The organism is Phytohabitans aurantiacus (genome assembly GCF_027923225.1).
In the GTDB taxonomy this organism is placed as follows: domain Bacteria; phylum Actinomycetota; class Actinomycetes; order Mycobacteriales; family Micromonosporaceae; genus Phytohabitans; species Phytohabitans aurantiacus.
Genome location: NZ_BSDI01000009.1, coordinates 176863 through 193057, shown reverse-complemented (window position 1 = coordinate 193057; position 16195 = coordinate 176863). Strand labels below are relative to the sequence as shown.

Annotated in this window: 14 protein-coding genes; 5 read left to right on the top strand and 9 right to left on the bottom strand. The window is 71.7% G+C overall.

Annotated features, from left to right (window positions below; all coding sequences use genetic code 11):
- Positions 1 to 16: 16 nt before the first annotated feature.
- On the top strand, positions 17 to 1516 hold the full coding sequence (locus tag QMG73_RS12845; protein WP_281894977.1) for a sensor histidine kinase: 1500 nt from the start codon (positions 17 to 19) through the stop codon (positions 1514 to 1516).
- A 62-nt stretch (positions 1517 to 1578) separates the two neighbouring features.
- Here QMG73_RS12845 and QMG73_RS12840 read toward each other — a convergent pair whose 3' ends face one another.
- Together QMG73_RS12840 and QMG73_RS12835 are read right to left on the bottom strand one after the other, a co-directional pair.
- Positions 1579 to 2313, bottom strand: a complete 735-nt coding sequence (locus QMG73_RS12840) for an ABC transporter permease (protein WP_281894975.1) — start codon at positions 2311 to 2313, stop codon at positions 1579 to 1581.
- Positions 2310 to 3218 (bottom strand): ABC transporter ATP-binding protein, encoded by a 909-nt coding sequence (locus QMG73_RS12835; RefSeq protein WP_281894973.1) that lies wholly within the window; start codon positions 3216 to 3218, stop codon positions 2310 to 2312. Before QMG73_RS12835 ends, QMG73_RS12840 begins: the two co-directional genes overlap by 4 nt.
- A gap of 148 nt (positions 3219 to 3366) precedes the next feature.
- Between QMG73_RS12835 and QMG73_RS12830 the strand changes: the two genes are divergently transcribed.
- Positions 3367 to 3795, top strand: coding sequence for a CBS domain-containing protein (locus tag QMG73_RS12830; RefSeq protein ID WP_281894972.1), 429 nt, complete (start codon positions 3367 to 3369; stop codon positions 3793 to 3795).
- Between the two features lie 4 nt (positions 3796 to 3799).
- Here the strand turns inward: QMG73_RS12830 and QMG73_RS12825 are convergent, their stop codons facing one another.
- Together QMG73_RS12825 and QMG73_RS12820 are read right to left on the bottom strand one after the other, a co-directional pair.
- Positions 3800 to 4525: an anti-sigma factor gene (locus tag QMG73_RS12825; RefSeq protein ID WP_281894971.1), complete on the bottom strand. Its 726-nt coding sequence runs from the start codon at positions 4523 to 4525 to the stop codon at positions 3800 to 3802.
- Entirely contained in the window at positions 4522 to 5148 is a 627-nt protein-coding gene (locus QMG73_RS12820) for a sigma-70 family RNA polymerase sigma factor (RefSeq protein WP_281894970.1), read from the bottom strand. The genes QMG73_RS12825 and QMG73_RS12820 overlap by 4 nt, the downstream gene beginning before the upstream one ends.
- A 193-nt stretch (positions 5149 to 5341) precedes the next feature.
- Here QMG73_RS12820 and QMG73_RS12815 point away from each other — a divergent pair, with 193 nt between their 5' ends.
- Both QMG73_RS12815 and QMG73_RS12810 read left to right on the top strand, forming a co-directional pair.
- The gene (locus QMG73_RS12815; RefSeq protein ID WP_281894967.1) at positions 5342 to 7399 is read left to right on the top strand and encodes an Hsp70 family protein; all 2058 of its coding nucleotides are present in this window, start codon (positions 5342 to 5344) and stop codon (positions 7397 to 7399) included.
- A complete protein-coding gene (locus QMG73_RS12810) occupies positions 7383 to 8741 on the top strand; it encodes an Hsp70 family protein (protein ID WP_281894965.1) in 1359 nt (452 codons plus the stop codon). Before QMG73_RS12815 ends, QMG73_RS12810 begins: the two co-directional genes overlap by 17 nt.
- A gap of 75 nt (positions 8742 to 8816) precedes the next feature.
- Here QMG73_RS12810 and QMG73_RS12805 read toward each other — a convergent pair whose 3' ends face one another.
- Positions 8817 to 9668: a class I SAM-dependent methyltransferase gene (locus QMG73_RS12805; RefSeq protein ID WP_281894963.1), complete on the bottom strand. Its 852-nt coding sequence runs from the start codon at positions 9666 to 9668 to the stop codon at positions 8817 to 8819.
- Positions 9661 to 10824 carry a CobW family GTP-binding protein gene (locus QMG73_RS12800; protein WP_281894962.1) on the bottom strand — a complete coding sequence of 388 codons (1164 nt, stop codon included), beginning with the start codon at positions 10822 to 10824 and terminating at the stop codon, positions 9661 to 9663. Before QMG73_RS12800 ends, QMG73_RS12805 begins: the two co-directional genes overlap by 8 nt.
- 44 nt (positions 10825 to 10868) lie before the next feature.
- Between QMG73_RS12800 and rpmG the strand changes: the two genes are divergently transcribed.
- On the top strand, positions 10869 to 11036 hold the full coding sequence (rpmG, locus tag QMG73_RS12795) for a 50S ribosomal protein L33 (protein ID WP_281894960.1): 168 nt from the start codon (positions 10869 to 10871) through the stop codon (positions 11034 to 11036).
- A gap of 53 nt (positions 11037 to 11089) precedes the next feature.
- Here the strand turns inward: rpmG and erm are convergent, their stop codons facing one another.
- The 3 genes from erm to QMG73_RS12780 form a co-directional block, all read right to left on the bottom strand.
- The gene (gene erm, locus QMG73_RS12790) at positions 11090 to 11857 is read right to left on the bottom strand and encodes an ErmE/ErmH/ErmO/ErmR family 23S rRNA (adenine(2058)-N(6))-methyltransferase (RefSeq protein ID WP_407676789.1); all 768 of its coding nucleotides are present in this window, start codon (positions 11855 to 11857) and stop codon (positions 11090 to 11092) included.
- 292 nt (positions 11858 to 12149) lie between these two features.
- Positions 12150 to 14657 (bottom strand): CHAT domain-containing protein, encoded by a 2508-nt coding sequence (locus tag QMG73_RS12785; RefSeq protein ID WP_281894958.1) that lies wholly within the window; start codon positions 14655 to 14657, stop codon positions 12150 to 12152.
- 41 nt (positions 14658 to 14698) lie between these two features.
- Complete coding sequence (locus QMG73_RS12780; protein ID WP_281894957.1) at positions 14699 to 16195, bottom strand: S8 family peptidase; 1497 nt, start codon at positions 16193 to 16195, stop codon at positions 14699 to 14701.

Below are 16195 nucleotides of genomic sequence, written 5' to 3'. Positions count from 1 at the left end.
AGGTTACGGTCTTTGTATGCGGCGGTTGGCGACGGACATCGGGCTCTGGGTCGTGCTCGCCGCGCCCGTCGCGTTCTCCTGGCCCGGCCACAACGCGTACCCGTTCTGGCTGCTCCTCGTCGGGCTGGCCGGCCTCGGCGCCGCCGTCGCGGTCAGCCGGCGGTACCCGCTCGTGTCGCTGTTCATCGTGGTGTCGCTCACCGCCATCGACGGCAACTTCTCGTTCGCCCTGCCCGTGATCAGCTACCTCGTCGGCCGGCGGATGGCCAGCATCCGGCCCGCCGCCATCGGGTTCACGGCGATCGTGGTGCTTTTCTCGCCGTACGTCCTCATCCGCACCGGCTTCCTGACCTGGGCGTCGCTGGCTGGCGTGCTCGTGTACGCCGGGCTCTTCCCGTGGCTCGTCGGCCGGTACCGGCGGCAGCAGCTCGATCTCGTTGCCGCTGGCTGGGAACACGCCGAACAGCTCGAACGCGAGCAGCGCATCATCTCCGACCAGGTACGCCTGCGCGAGCGCACCCGGATCGCCGAGGACATGCACGACTCCCTCGGGCACGAGCTGAGCCTCATCGCGCTGCGCGCCGGAGCCCTGGAACTCGCCCCCGACCTGGACGAACGCCACCGGGAGGCCGCCGCGTCGCTGCGAGCCAGCGCGGGTGCCGCCACCGAACGGCTCCGCGAGATCATCGGCGTACTCCGTGACGACACCGCGCCCGCGCCGACCCATCCCACCGACGAAGACGTCACCGAGCTGGTACGCCGCGCCAAAGCCTCCGGCATGGCAGCCGAGCTCACGACGACTCCCCCGTCGACCCCGGTCCCGCCGATGGTCGATCGCGCCGTCCACCGGCTGGTACAGGAGGCGCTGACCAACGCCAACAAGTACGCCCCCGGCGCCGCCGTGACCGTCGACATCCACCACACCGACACCGACGTCACCGTCACCGTCCGCAACGCACCCCCACCGGCCGGCCCCCTCCCCGGCATCGGCCAGGGTGGGCAGGGGCTCGTCGGGCTCCGCGAGCGGGTCCGCCTCACGGGTGGCGCCTTCGACGCCGGCCGCACACCAGACGGCGGCTTCCGCGTCATGGCCCGCATGCCGTACGCGGGCGGCACCGTCGCACCCCCACCGGTCGAGACCGCCTCCGCCGACCGCCGCCGCCTCGCCCAGCGCCGGGCCCGGCGCGGCCTGGTCACGGCGGTGGCGGTGCCAGCGGGGATCGGGGCGGTGCTCGGGGCCGTGGCGATCGGCTACTACGTGTACGCGACGACGAGCGCGGTGCTCACACCCCGCGACTACGCGGCGCTCACCACCGGCCAAGACCTAGCCACCGTGGAGCAGGTCCTCCCCCGCCGCGAAATGCTCGACCCACCCACCCGCGACGAACCGGCCGGCGCGGTCTGCCGCTACTACCGCTCCCACGGCGAGATCTTCAACGCCCAGCTGGACGTCTACCAACTCTGCTTCCGCGACGCCCACCTCGTCTCCAAGCAAACAATCCCCCTAGGCCTCTAACCCCTCGTGATCAGGGCGTCCCTCAAGTCACTAGAGCGACTTGAGGGACGCCCTGATCACTGTTAGGCGTCGCGGCGGCGCAAAGTTGTGTAGGCCGCTGCCAGGACCGCTGCGGTCCAGAGCGCCAGGACGATCCCATCGCGTGCCGTGCCGTCGCGGAGGAACGTGGCGCCGGCGGTGCCGGGGAGGTAGTCGCTCAACGGGCCGGCGATCAACAGGGGGCCTACCAGGAGCACCAGGACGGCGCCCATGGTGCCGACGCCGCCGCGCAGGATCGCGCCCATGCCTACGCTGATCGCGCTGACCAGGGTCAGGTACGCGGCCACCCGGAAGACTGCGCCCGCTGTGGCGCCGCCGTCTACGACCGCGTAGTCGGACAGGCCGAGCTGTGCGGCGGCAAGGCCGGCAACGCCCAGCACCAGGCCGGACGCGAATGTCACGGCGCCCACCACGCCGACCTTCGCCAGCAGTACCCGACCGCGCGACGGCTGGGCCCGCAGGGTGGAGCGGATCAGGCCGGTCGCGTACTCGCCGGTCATCGCCAGCATCGCGAACGCCACCACGGCGAACTGTGCCAGCAGAGCCGACAGCACCAGCGGCTCGTGCAGGGGCATCGTCGTGGCGGTGGTGTCCCGTACGGCCTGCTCAGCGGGGTTTTCCAGATCGTGTACGAAGTCTTTGCCGAGGGTCCACGCGCAGGCCGCCATCAGCAGGACGCTGCTCGCGAGGCACCACCACGTCGACCGTACCGACCACAACTTGATCCACTCAGATCGGGCAGAGGCTTGGGCGGTCATCGGACGGCTCCGTACTCGACGTCGTTCGCGGTCAGTTCGAGGTACGCCTCTTCGAGTGAAGCGTCCTGGCGACTCAGCTCGTGCAGGCGCACGCCGGCGGCGTACGCGATGTCACCGATCTGCTCGATGCGCGCGCCGGCGACGGCGAGTTCGTCCGGCGCGGTCTGCCGGACCGTGATGCTCGCCGCCGCGAGGTGCCCGCGCAGCGCCTCCGCCTGCGGGCTGCGCACCCGGATCTCGGTGGCGGCGCTGCCCGCGATGACCTGCTGGATCGGGGCGTCCCGGATGACCCGGCCCTTGCCGATGACCACGAGATGGTCCGCCGTGAGCTGCATCTCGCTCATCAGGTGGCTGGACACGAACACCGTGCGCCCCTCGGCGGCGAGCGAACGCATGAGTTGGCGCACCCAGCGCACGCCGTCGGGGTCGAGTCCGTTGACCGGTTCGTCGAAGATGAGCACCTCGGGGTCGCCGAGGAGCGCTTCGGCGATGCCCAGGCGCTGGCTCATGCCAAGCGACAGCGTGCCGGCACGTTTGCCCGCCGCCGTCGTGAGACCGACGGTCTCCAGCGCCTCCGACACGCGCCGCTCGGGTATGCCGTTGCTGGCGGCCATGGCGCGCAGATGGTTGCGCGCCGTGCGGCCGGGGTGCACCGCCTTGGCGTCGAGCAGCGCACCGACTGTCCGAAGTGGATGGCGGATGTCGGCGTACCGGCGTCCGTTGATGAGCGCGGTGCCGGACGTCGGGTGGTCCAGGCCCAGGATCATCCGCATGGTCGTGGACTTGCCGGAACCGTTCGGTCCGAGAAACCCGGTGACCTTGCCCGGCGCTATCTGGAGGCTGATGTCGTGCACGGCGACGGTCGACCCGTACCGCTTCGTCAACCCGGTCAACGTGATGGTCATGGCGATCGACCGTACGGAAACGGGTGGCCCGGCACAGTGCACGAACGGCACCCGCCGCACCTGCCTTTCGACAGATCTTCGCGTTGCCGGGACGCCTCTGAACAGGGCGGATACGGTGAGCACAAGTGCAGCATGAGGAGGTCACACCATGAGCACTGCTCGCGAGATCATGCACCCAGGCGCCGACTGCGTCAGCGAGAACGAGACACTCGAAAACGCCGCCCGCATGATGCGGGACCTGAAGGTGGGCGCGCTGCCGATCTGCGGGGCAGACGACCGCCTTCACGGCATCATCACCGACCGCGACATCGTGGTCCGCTGCATCGCCGAAGGGGGCGACCCCCGGTCGATGACCGCACGGGAAATGGCGAAGGGCACGCCGATCTGGGTGGAGGCCAGCGCCGACCAGAGCGAGGTGCTGCGGCTCATGCAGCAAAACAAGATCCGCCGGCTGCCGGTCATGGAGAACCGCCGGCTGATCGGCATGATCAGTGAAGCGGACCTGGCCGTTCGCCTCGACGAGCACTCGTTGCACGAGTTCGCCGAAGCGATCTACTCCGCGGAGCCCACCTCGTAATCCGTCATGTGACCGCCATTGTGACCAGGATTGGCAAAGTGGGGGTCTTCGATCCGGTGGCGGGCTCCACCGTCACACCGAGTGCCTGCATGCCGCGGACGCCCGTGACAAGTTGAGTGTCGGAGCCCGCCACGCCCATCGACTTCGGGCCGCCCGCGTCGATCGCCCAGAGCTGGTACGCCTTGTCGGGGCCGGGCGCGGGCGCGTCGGCGAGCACCACGACGCCCTCGTCGCGGCTGTCGGAGAGCACCATGGTCACCCGGCCGCCGCCGCTCAGCGTGCCGGTGCGCAGCCGGGCGTCTGGTGCGCCGAGCACCGCCTCGACCCGGGCCGCTTCGGCACGCGCCGCCGAGGCGGCGGTGCGCTGATCGCGTACCCGCTGCTCCTGAGCCACGAACGAAACCGTGCCCCCGGCCGCGGCGATGATCCCGGCGGCGACCGCCGCCAGCGTGCGTCGCCGCCAGCGATTCGCGGCCGGCGTCGCCTCGCGGTCCACCTTGCCGGGCGGCACCTGGCGCGTGCGTCGCACCTCTGCCAGTACGTTGTCGCGCAGTCGCGGCGGCGGCACCGACCACGTGCCATCGGCGAGCCGCGCCGCCGTCTCCTGAAGCTCGGCCACCTCGACGGCGCACGCCTCGCACTCGGCCAGATGCCGCGAGAACGACGCCCGCTCGATGTCGGTCAAGGCGTGCAACACGTACGCCCCAGCCAACGCATGAACCTCGGTCATGCGACCACCCCCACGCCCAGGCAGTCGCGCAGGCGGATCAGTCCGTCGCGCATTCGTGTCTTGATCGTAGGTAACGCGGTATCGAGAAGCTGCGCTACCTCGCGATATGTGTACCCCTCGTAATACGCGAGGGTGATCGCCTCGCGTTGCAGACCGGTCAGCCCCTGCAGGCAGCGCCGCACCTGCTGCTGCTCCAGGTGCACGGTGGCCTGGTCGACCACCTCGTCGTACGGCGTCTCGGCCGAACTGGCGGCGATCTTGCGGATGCGTTCGGCGCCCGCCTGCTCGGACCGTACGCGGTCGACCGCCCGGCGGTGCGCGATCGTGAAGACCCACGAGGTGGCCGAGCCGCGAGCCGGGTCGAACCGCGTCGCGTTGCGCCACACCTCCACGAGCACCTCCTGCGCCACCTCTTCGGCCTGTGCGGGGTCACGTAGTACCCGGCGCACGAGCCCGTACACGCGTGGGGCGACCAACTCGTACAGCCGGGTGAACGCCGCCTCGTCGCCGCGCGCGACGGCCCGCAGGAGGGTGTCGGCCTCGGTCGCCGGGTCAGGGGGCGGCTCGGGCACGGCCGAAAGATGGTCGGCCCGGCGGGCCGCGTCGTTTCCGCCGTCACTCATGCCAGACAGCCTCCCGCCCCTCAGTGTCGCGTGCACATAGGTAGTTCGGAGCGGCGCCCCGATCGGATTGGCGCATTGATTGTTACCACATTGTTTCGACTGAAATGCGTTGGGTCACCAGAGGGTGGACGCGAGTGGAAGACTCGTCGAGACTAAGCCAGTCCCCCCTTCACATGAGGTGCGAGGTACGCCCATGGCCGAGCCGATCCTGGTGGTCGACGTCGGCGCGTCGGGCACCCGAGTCGCGCTCGTCGACGGTGATCGGTCCGGTCTTATCCGCGAGCCCGGCGGCGCCACCTACGTGTGGCCGTCGTCGGTGTGCCTCGACGACACCGGATACCTCATCGGCACCGCGGCGGAGCGGCGCAAGCGGGCAATCCCCCGGCGATACATCGACGGGCCCCGCCGGGCCGTCGACGCGCAGGCGTCGATGTGGCTGGAAAATCATGAGGTCACCGGCGTGCAGGCGCTCACGGCATATCTCACGGCCGTGCACCTGGAAGCTCAGCAGCAGTACGGCGCGCCGATCCACCGCCTGACGCTGACCGCACCGGCCGACTACCTGCCCGGCGACCCGCGCCGCGAGGTGCTGGTGGCGGCGGGCGAGGCGGCCGGTTTCCCCGACGTCGAGCTGGTCAGCGACGCCGTGTGCACCGCCCTCGATCCGGAGACCGGTGGCGGCCTGCCGGCCGGTGGCCTGGTGCTGGTCTGCGATCTGGGCGCCACCTGGACCGCGGCGATCGTGCGGGTGCGGGGCAATCACACCACGCAGCTCACCCACCATGTCTCCGCGGCCGGCCACGACCTCGACGCCCTCCTCATCAACGACCTGCGCTCCGAGGGCCGGGCGTGGATCGAGCCGCTCTTCGCCGCGCCCGGTGACGCGGGCCTCCGGGCGTACTACGAGGCGATCGACTTCACCCGCCGGCTCAAGCATCAGCTCGCCGACGCCGACGAGGTCGCCGACCACCTGACCCCGCTCGCCCCGCCGTACCGGCTGACCCGGGAGTGGCTGGCCGCGTTCGCCGAGCCGGCCCTGCGCTGGCTGGTGTCGAGCTGCATGGCGGTGGTGAGCGAGGCGGGCGCCACACCGGAAGACCTGTCCGCGATCGTGCTGGCGGGCGGTGGAGCGCGGCTGCCGATGGTCGAGCCGGCCCTGCGCGCCGGGCTTGGCCACCAGATCCGCACATCGGCCGAGCCGGAGCTGGCCGTGGCGCGCGGAGCCGCACGCTGGTCGGTGGGCGCGGTCACCCGGGCGGTGCCGGCCGACCGGCCGCGCTGGCGGATCGAGCCGGTCTCGTGGGAGATTCCCGGCGCCGTCGGGCAGCTGTCGCGCTGGCTCGTCGCGGAGGGCCACTCGTACCAGGCGGGCGAGGTGGTCGCGCAGGTGCGCACCCCCGACGAGCGGGTCTTCGACCTCATAGCGCCGCAGGCGGGCACGCTGCTCGCACATCGCGCGGCCGCCGGCGACCATGTCGGTCCGGTACTTGTCGCAGCCGCCGCCAAGGCACCGAAGGCGCTGGCCGAGCAGCCGCCCGCGCAGCGGCAGCGCCTCGACGTCGCCGGCTCGTGGCTGCTCGCACCCGATCGGCAGCGCCTCGTCGAGTGCGACGCCGCCGGGCGGTACGTGCGCGTGCGCGGCGTCGACGACGGCACGGTGATCAGCGAGTTCGTTCCGCCGCCGGGTGACGCGGCACCCCACGGCGGTCGGGTCTACATCGGACCCGAGGGGCGGCTGTGCCTGGTGGCGTGGGACGCCGACGGCTGGATCTCCGTGTGGGAGCTCGACAGCGGCACGCTCGCGACCCGGTTCCGCGACCCGAGCACGCCCGACAAGGTACTCGTCGACGAGGCGCAGTGGCGGCTCGCCACCGAGGCCGAAGGCAAGGTCGTCGGCCGGTACCGGCGGTCGGCCGTGACGACGTGGGACCTGCGCACCGGCGCGCGGCTCGAAAAGGTCAACGACGACGCGTGGGCTCGCCGCAATCCCGGGTACGCCGCCCGGAGCGGCGCCGACGCCTTCGCCGCCGCGGCCACCTGCCCAGACGGTCAGCTGCGCGCCACGGCCAGCGAGACCGCCGATGGCACCGCCACGCTGGTCGTCCACGACGTGGCCACCGACCACGAGGTCTTCCGCGTGCAGGGGTCGCCGGGTCAACGGGTACGCGTCGGGTTCAGCGCGGACGCCCGGCAGTTGCTGGCGGTGTGGGAGTCCGACGATCGGAGCGTGGTCGATGTCTGGGACCTTTGACGGCACAGCACCGCCGGTCCTCGTCATCGACGTCGGCACCACCTCGTCGTCAGCCGCCGTCGTCGCGGGCGACACGACCGTACTGGTGCCCGAGCCGGTGACCGGGGCGGCCACCTGGCCGTCATCGGTCTTCTGGGACGGGCAGCAGATGCTCGTCGGCACGCTCGCCGAGCGGCGCAAGCGCTCCGACCCTGAGGCTTTCGACTCCGGGTTCAAGCGCGGGCTGGCCGCCGACACCTCCGTACTGCTCGGCCCCAGACGGTTCCGGCCCGTGGAGCAGATCGTCGCGATCGTGTCCACGCTGCGCGCCGAGGCGGAACGCCTTCACGGGGCACCGATCCACCGGGCGGTCCTCACCGTCCCCGCGAGCTACGAGCCCGACGACGTGCGGCGTACCCGGATGGTGGCCGCCGCCGAGGCCGCCGGGTTCCAGACCGTCGAGCTGCTCCCCGAGCCCGTGGCCGCGGCTTTCGCGCCGATCGCCGGGGCACCGTTTCAGCCCGGCGACCTGGTACTCGTGTACGACCTCGGTGGCGGCACCTTCGACACCGCACTCGTGCGCATCGGCGAACACTGGCACGAGGTGCTCGGCCACGCCGCGCTCGACGACTGCGGCGGCCACGACATCGACGCGCTGATCGCGAGCCGCGTCAGCACCGACGGCCAGCAGTGGCTGGCGCCCCTCACCTCGGCGGCCAGCTCCTCGACACCGGCGACCCTGCGCCTCGGCATGGCGGTCACCGAGTTCGCCCAGCGCGTCAAGCACCAGCTCAGCGACGCGGCCGTGGTCGAAGACTTCCTGATGCCCAACACACCGTCGTACCGGATGTCGCAGGAGGAGTTGTCGACGCTGGCCGCACCCATGCTCGGCCGCACGGCGACCTGCTGCACCGAGCTGCTCGCCCGCCTGGGCGTCGCGGTGCACGATGTCACCGCCGCTCTCGTGGTGGGCGGCGGATCCCGCATGCCCGCGGTAGCCGACCTGCTCCAACGTGGACTGGGGCTGCCGCTGCGCCGAGTCGTCGACCCGGAGCTCGCGACGGTGCGCGGAGCCGCACGCTGGGTACCGGTCAGCGGCCCGCGCCGGGTGTCCGCGCGCACCTCGCCCGAGCCGAGCGTGCCGCTGTCGTGGAGCATCCCGGGCGGCGGGGCGCGCCTGCTGCGGTGGCTCGTGACGCCGGGCCAGGCCTATCTGGACGGTGTGCCACTGGCCCGGGTGCGCCTGCCAGGCGGGGCGGTGTGGGACCTGACCGCCTCGTCGCCAGGCACCCTCGACCGCCTCCTGGTCCCCCCAGGCACCGACGTCTCAGCAGGCGACTGGCTAGCCCTAGCCCGCCCCTAACCGTGCTCCTCCAACCGTGATCAGGGCGTCCCTGAAGTCGTTCTAGCGACTTCAGGGACGCCCTGATCACGGGAGTTAGGCGCGGGTTCCGATGTGGACGCTGCGGGCGTCGAGCCAGGACAGGTCGGTGCGCTTGCCCAGCCACGCCTCGTCGGCGGGGTCCAGCAGGCGGTCCCACGCCACCAGGTCGTCCGGCGCGAGCAGGTCGGCCGGCCGGAGCCGGTCGACACGGTGGGCGAGCCGGTCCAGCAGCCGCTCGACGTCTGCTTTGGACAGTGGCACGACCCGCTCCACCAGTGTGGTCCGCGTGGTCACGTCGGTCAGCCCGGCACGGCGAAGCGCCTCGGTCCAGCCGTACGGCATCGGGCGGGAGCCGGGCAGCGTGGCCCGCATCCGCGCGAACCAGCGGTCCTGCGCGGCGTCCAACCGGATCTCCAAGCCGGGCTCGCCGACGCCGAGGTCCCACGGCAGATGCCGGGGCGGCAGCCCGCCCTCGGCCAGCGCGAGCCGGCCACCGGGCCCGAGCAGCGTCGCCAGCGCGTCGACCGCGGCCTGCTGGTCGCCCGCGTGGTGCACGGACGCGGACGCCCACACCAGGTCGGCCGGCGCGCCCAACTCGGCTCGCAGGTCGGCGAGATCGCCGTCGAGGTCAGCGTGCAGAAACTGCGCATCGGGTACCGTCGCCCGAGCGGCCTCGAGAATCGTGGTGTCGCCGTCGACTCCAACCGCGCGGCCGGTCGCGCCGAGCACGGCTGCCATCGCCTTGGTCATGCCCGCGCCGCCGCAACCGATGTCGACCGCCAGCATGTCGCGCGGGCGGATGAGGGCGCGGGCCACCTCGGCGTACCAGCCGGCCTCTTCCCGCGCGACGACGTGCAGGTGCGCCGTGTGTTCCGACCAGACCACGGTGTATGGATCGTCAGTCACGAACCGGATTCTCCCCCACACGCAGGCACCCAGCGAAGGGGTCGGACCAGGTCTTCCACGTATCCTCCCCAGCGGCCAGCTCGTCGTCGGTGAGCAGGCACGCGGCGAGCCGCCGGTGCAGGTCAGCCGCGTCCAGCTCCATCCCGACGAACGCGAGTTGGTTGCCCCGGTCCCCGTAATACGGGTCCCACTCCACCGTCGCGGCCAGCCGCCGGCCCTCACTCGCCTCCTCCCAGCGCTCCTCCGGCAGCGCGGCGAGCCAGCGCCCGAGCGACCCCATCGACAGCCCGCCGGCGGCCGAGTCCCACGCGATGGCGGTATCGGGCCGGTTCGCCAGCCAGAGGTGCCCGCGACCGCGCAGCGTCGGGCGGACGATCGTGTTGAGCGCGTCGTTGAGGCGCCCGGCGTGAAACGGCCGCCGCGCTTGGAACAACATCGATACCACGCCGCAGTCCGGCACCGGCTCGTGCACGCCCACGGCGTACCCTTCGATCCCGCGCACGAGCACGCCGGGCGTACCGGGACGGTGCCGCGCCTCGGGCCGGAAACCCGCCGCGGGCACGTGAGTGGCCCACGGCGCGAGCCGATGCAGCAGTACCGGAAGGCTCATCTCGCCGAAGCCCCACATCACGACGGTGTCCGCGTACTCGATCTGCCGCGCGACGATGTCGGCGACCTCACGATGGTCGTCATCGGCGGCGTGCAACGCTCGGTCTCGCAGCGAGTCGGTGGTGGTGAGATCGTCGAGCACCCGCCCGGCGTCCACCACGGTGGTGTACGAGGCGAAGCGCACATGATCGGTGACCGGTGCGCCGTCGATCAGGCACCACCCGGTGGCGGCTGCCACGGCCTCCGGCTCGACGGCTTCCGGCAGCATGAGCACCTGGTCGCGGTCGGGGTGGGCGCGGGCGAGGCGCACCAGGGTCGGCAGCACGTCTTCGCGAAGCGTGCACGAGACACAGCCGTGTACGAGAGTGACCCGCTCGTCTTCGAGCACCTCCCCCGCCGTCCGAACGATCCGGTGCACGATGCCGTCGCGCACGCCGGTCAGATCGTGCCGAATGAGAATGAGTCGCTGGTCATCCGCTAGCAGACCGCGGGCGACGGCATGGGTGGCGGCGGGCGAGAACCCGGACAGCACCGTGACGGCTGGCATGGCGGCTCCTTGTTGTTGAAAACGGTTTTCGTTATACTAAGCGCATGGCCCGCAACAATGAAGCCCGCCCGGTCGTGAAGCTCCGCAGCACCGCGGGGACCGGGTTCACGTATGTCACCCGCAAGAATCGGCGCAACGATCCCGATCGTTTGGTCCTGCGCAAGTACGACCCACGGGCGCGCCGGCACGTCGAGTTCCGCGAAGAGCGCTGACCCGTGATCAGGGCGTCCCTCAAGTCGCCCTAACAACTTGAGGGACGCCCTGATCACGAGGAGTGGAGGGCGCGAAACAGCGTTAGCCACTGTTCGGGCCAGGCGTAGGCGACGACCAGGGCTGGGTCGAGGCGGCACGCGCGGAAGGCGGCGTCGACTCGGCGTGCGGGGTGGCGTTGGCGCAGGCTTGCGTGCAGTGTGCCGCCGACGCCGCTGAAGCCCAGCTCGACGAAGCGCCGGTACGGCTCAAGGAGACGGGGCTCCACCAACGGTACTGGGCGCCGTTCCAGCCGCAGGATGCCCGAGTCGACCCGTGGCACCGGCCGGAACTTGTGCCGCGCGATCTTCCCGGCCAGCACCCACCGGTGCGTGGGCCAGGTCTCAATGGTGAGCCGGCTCCAGCGACCGTAGTCACCGGTACGTTTGCGCGCGTACTCAAGTTGCGTCACCAGTGTCGCCGAGGTCAACGATGGTGCGCGCAGGCACCATTCGACGACCCGGGCCGTCAACGCGTACGGGATGTTGCCTACGACGGCGAAGTCTTCCCGAGGCGGCCGGGCGGCCAGGAAGTCTCGCTGCTGGACCACCACATTGGACGGTGGGTTTAGAGCACGGACCAGATCGGGGTCGACCTCGTACGCCACGATGCGCCCCGCCACCCGAGCTAGTTCCCGGGTCAGGTGGCCAGCGCCGGCGCCGATCTCCAGTACCAGATCGGTGGCCGCCGGACGGGCCGCGCGCACGACCTGGCCGAGCGCGCCGCGGTCGGTCAGAAAGGTCTGTGAGTAAGCGCGGCGGGCACGCTCGCGCTCATTGCGAATTCGATAGGTGTTCTGCGCCACAGGGGCGTCCTCTCCCAGGCAAGGGCCAACGCGGAAAAGCGGAATGGCCCCGGGCGGACGCGCGCGGGTGGAAGGGCGGCGAAGATCAGACCAGGGCCGGTAGCCCCGGCCGCAGCCTGGTCACCACGGAAGAACCCCACGCGGCCGCACCGGCGGCGAGGGTTCCGTTGATCAGAGCGTGGGCGCATGCCATACGGGTGACGCTACCCGAAGTCCGACGCGGGATGTATCGGATAACCGCCTGCGTGCTCTTACCTGTCATGAGCGAACTTCACCAGCCAGCACCGAAGCAGACCAGCGGCGCCGGGTCCTCCTCGGATTTCGCCGCGGTCTCGATCGCAGTGGCCAGTGCGGCCGCTGGTGAGCTGCCATCACGCAACGCGGCGTGGTGGGCGGGCCCGACCTGGTAGGCGACCGAATCAGCGATCCGGGCCACCCCGGCGACCACGCTGCCGGCGCCGCCGTGCAGCAGCGCGGCGGTCATGCCGAGCGTCTCCTCGCCGGGGCGGGCCCGGGCAAGGCCCAACTCGCACGCCGACAGCACGATGTGCGCGGGCAGCCTGGGAAGCTGGTGCAGTTCGTGGCCGAAGAGCGGCCCGTCGGCGAGTTCCAAGTGCGAGAAGAGCGGGTTGTCGGGCTCGTGCACGCCGTGCGAGGCCACGTGCAGCACGTCCGAGGCGCGCGCCGCGTCGCGTACCTCTGATGTGGTGGACCCGGGCGGCGCGGAAGAATCCGACCAGACCGCGCCGACGAGCCTGGCTTCCTCGGCGCCGCGCGCAACGCGCGGCCCGACGGCCAGGCCGACCACCGGCCGCTCGGGAAGTGCGGCCCGGTCGCGGGCCGCGAGCCAAGCGGTGGCCGAGCCGACGACCGCCACAGGACGTCCGCGCAGCGTCGGCAGGAGCGTCCACGGTACCGCGACCAGCCCGGCCGCCGGTGCGAGAAGCAATGGACCATCGGCCAGATACCGGCGTACCGGTTGCCACAGCAGCTCGTCGAGCGCTCGCAGCGACGTGCGGCTGGCCGCCCGCACCGTAGCGCGCACCACTTCGGGCAGGTTGATGGTGGCGAGGGCGTCGAGGTCGGCGCGCAGCCGGCGGTGCAGTTCGATGGCGCGGTCGGCCAGGCCGAGGTCGAGCACGGTGCGGCGCCGCGGACCAGCGACGAGCGCGTAGAGGCGGCCGCCCGAGAGCAGGTGCGCGACGTACGTGGCGTCGGCGACCGCGAGCCGGTCCTGAAGCTGGCCGAGCGGCGCGGGCGCGATCGTCTGCCCGGGACCCGACACGTACCACGAACGCTGCCTGATCAACCGCTCCAGCCGAGCGCATCGGGCGTACAGGGAGCGGGCTGGCTGGCCCGCCAGCACCTGCATGCGCAGCTCGACCCGCGCGTGGCGCAGCTCCTCCAGGAGCTGGGCGGCCTCCGGGTCGGCCGGCGGCACCACCGGTGGCAGGCGGGTCGAGAGGGCGCGGGCCCGTTCCGCCCAGCCGAAGATCGTCGCGGGCCGGCCGCTGGCGAGCGCCCTCGCCAGTCCGAGCTCCGCGAGCCGCCGTCCGTGCCCGCTGACCGCCGTCTGCAGGTCCAGGCTGCCGAAAGACGCCTGGTACCGGTGCAGGTCGCCAAGGGCGGCACGCAACTCCGCCTCGGCCTCTCGCGGCCGCCCGCCCGCCTCGGCCAGCGTCGCCCGTACCGACCGGGCCTGCAACCGGGTGGCGATGGGATCGCTGCGGCGCAACCGGATCGCGTCGCCGGCCGCCTCGCTCGCAGCCGCGAAGTCTCCTGTGGACAGTAGCGCCGCGACACCGGTGAGAACCGCCCGCCGGGCGTCGTCACCAAGCCCCGCGTCGGCGAGCGCGGCAGCGACCCGGGCCGCCTCCGCGGCGGCCGCCCGCACCCCGCGCCCCTCGCCAACCGTCGCGGCGAGCGCGACCTGATCGGCGAGCAGAGCCCACGCGTCCGCACCCCGGTTGGCGAACCGCCGCCGCGCCCGTCCGGCGAGCCGGCGCGCCTCCGCGAACCGCTCCTCGAGCAGCGCCACCTGGGCCCGAGCCAGCTCCGCCTCCGCCCGGTCCTGCGGGGCGCGCGCGGAGCTGAAGAGGTCAACGGCCTGCGCGAGGTCGTCGTCGGCTTCGCGCCACAAGCCGGCGGCCAGCAGTACCTGTGCTCGATCCACGTGATAGATCGCGGCGTAGATCTCGGATTGACTACTCAGCGCCGACGAGACGGCGTCCATCTCCCGGAGTGCCTGCGGCAGCGCACCGGACAGCAGCGACAGGTAGCCCAGGTTGTGCGACGCCTTGGCACGGATGACATCAAGGCCGTGCCGACCGGCGATGTCGACGCACCGCGCGAAGTCGGCTCGGGCGGCCCGCAGAGCCCCGCGCTGCATGTGGACGACGCCCCGGTTGAGCAGCGGCCGGCAGACATCCTGCGGTTCGGTCTCGTCGAGCAGGCGCAGCGCCACGTCGAACGCGGCGAGCGCGTCGGCGGGCTGGCCCGCGCGCACGTAAAGCAGACCCCGCTGCCCCGCTACCAGACCGCGAATGCGTTCCGGCAGGTCTGGTGCCGCGTCTGCCTCGTCGAGTACGGCGAGTCCGTCCGCGAGACTCCGGCGCTCGGCAGCGTGGAACGAGAGGCTGACGAGGATCTGCGCACGCAAGCTCGGCTCGGGATGCCGGCGCAACGCACTGCGCAGCAGCCGTTGTGCCACCCCGTGCCGGCCGTGCTCGGTCTCCCGTACGGCCTGCCTGTGTAGCTCTTCGGCGCTGGCGACGGACACGCCCGTATCATGGCACGCCCGCCGCCAGCCGAGGCTCGTCGCTAGCGGCGCCCGATCCGTTCGCGCTGGCGCGCGGTCAGGGTCTCGATGGCGCGCTGGATCCGCTTTACCGGCTCGTCACCGGTCGCGAGGGACAGGGAGTTCTGCTGTGCTATCAGCTCCTGCGCGATCCGACCAGCGAAGACCGGTGTCGCGAAGGACGTGCCACTGGCGATCGCGAACCCGCTGGCGAAGTTGTCAGGGTCGATGTTCTCGCGCAGCATGCCGTGATGCGGATCCGGCACCGCGGCGGCGGGCTGGAGGCCGTGGTTGAAGGAGGCCGGCACGGTGCTGACCACCGAAGCGCCCGGCTCCCAGAAGCGCACCCAGTCGCCGCTGTTGCTGAACAGCGCGATCGAGCCGCTGGGGTTGAGCGCACCCACGCTCGACACCGGTACCGCCGGCTCCTCGGCACCATCCGGCGTCGCCGCGAACGCCGCCGGGAACATCGGCCGCGCGGTAGCGTCGTTGCCCGCCGCGGCCACGACCGCGATACCGAGATCGGCCAGGTCGCGCACCGCCTCGTACAGCAGTGACGTGTATGCCTCGTCGTCGGGCGACTCGTGGTAGAAGCCGAGCGACAGCGTCACCACGTCGATCGGCTGGCCGCCAGCCTCGCCATTGGCGTGCTTGCGAGCGAGGTCGGCGACCATCTGCAACGCGTTGAGCAGCTCGGATTCGAGGATCACGCCGTCCGAGTGGATGACGCGAACAGGCAGGATGTCGGCGTCCGGGCAGGTCTGGCGGATCAGGCCGCAGATGAATGTGCCGTGGCCGGCGAGCGGGTCGCGCATGCCGTCGAGCGGACCCGCCACGTCGCCGTCGCTGTCGAGACCCGGGCCGGTGTCGCCGATCGCGTCGATCGCCGGAAGTACGCCCTCGGTCAGCCAGTCGTGCTGGCCACAACCGGTGTCGAGCACAGCGACGACTGGGCGCCGGAAGGCCGTGTCGGACCGGCGCGCCGGCTTCGGCAGCACCAGGTTGACCGGCTGGGTCGCACCGAAGCCCACCATCCCGTACTGCGCTACCGGGCCGGTGTGCGCGGAGGTGTACGGATGCGCCGATGTGTAGGGGTGGGCGGATGTGTAGGGATGCGCCGAGGTGTAGGGGTGGGCGAAGATGGTCGTTGCGAACATCAGGTGATCCAGGCCCACACCCAGTGATCGCATACCCCTCGCGTCACGAGCCCGAAGCGTCTGGAGGACCCGCCAGGCGTCCGGTGTCGCTGGCGCACCCTCGCCTGGTGCGACCCGAACGCAGCGGCCACCCCGCCCGTCGCCGTCGAGACGGAGGCGCAGCTCGCGGACCGCCTCGTCGAGTGGCCGGCGGTGGCTGCCCGGCGCGGCGTCGCGCATGAGCAGGCGGTTCGCCACGTAGACCGTCGACTGGAGCCGCTGGTCGGGCAGCACCTGTGCGGAAACCGGGTCGAGCGCACGGGCCCCGTACGCGGCCAGCAGGCGGCCCGACGGCGCGGGAACATGATTATCGCTTCTAGCCAC

Bases quoted from the DNA above. Each gene is read 5' to 3' on its own strand.
- QMG73_RS12810 (WP_281894965.1), top strand. From the start codon at position 7,383: ATGTCTGGGACCTTTGACGGCACAGCACCGCCGGTCCTCGTCATCGAC.
- QMG73_RS12835 (WP_281894973.1), bottom strand. From the start codon at position 3,218: ATGACCATCACGTTGACCGGGTTGACGAAGCGGTACGGGTCGACCGTC.
- QMG73_RS12830 (WP_281894972.1), top strand. From the start codon at position 3,367: ATGAGCACTGCTCGCGAGATCATGCACCCAGGCGCCGACTGCGTCAGC.
- QMG73_RS12825 (WP_281894971.1), bottom strand. From the start codon at position 4,525: ATGACCGAGGTTCATGCGTTGGCTGGGGCGTACGTGTTGCACGCCTTG.
- QMG73_RS12800 (WP_281894962.1), bottom strand. From the start codon at position 10,824: ATGCCAGCCGTCACGGTGCTGTCCGGGTTCTCGCCCGCCGCCACCCAT.
- rpmG (WP_281894960.1), top strand. From the start codon at position 10,869: ATGGCCCGCAACAATGAAGCCCGCCCGGTCGTGAAGCTCCGCAGCACC.
- QMG73_RS12840 (WP_281894975.1), bottom strand. From the start codon at position 2,313: ATGACCGCCCAAGCCTCTGCCCGATCTGAGTGGATCAAGTTGTGGTCG.
- QMG73_RS12820 (WP_281894970.1), bottom strand. From the start codon at position 5,148: ATGAGTGACGGCGGAAACGACGCGGCCCGCCGGGCCGACCATCTTTCG.
- QMG73_RS12815 (WP_281894967.1), top strand. From the start codon at position 5,342: ATGGCCGAGCCGATCCTGGTGGTCGACGTCGGCGCGTCGGGCACCCGA.
- QMG73_RS12845 (WP_281894977.1), top strand. From the start codon at position 17: ATGCGGCGGTTGGCGACGGACATCGGGCTCTGGGTCGTGCTCGCCGCG.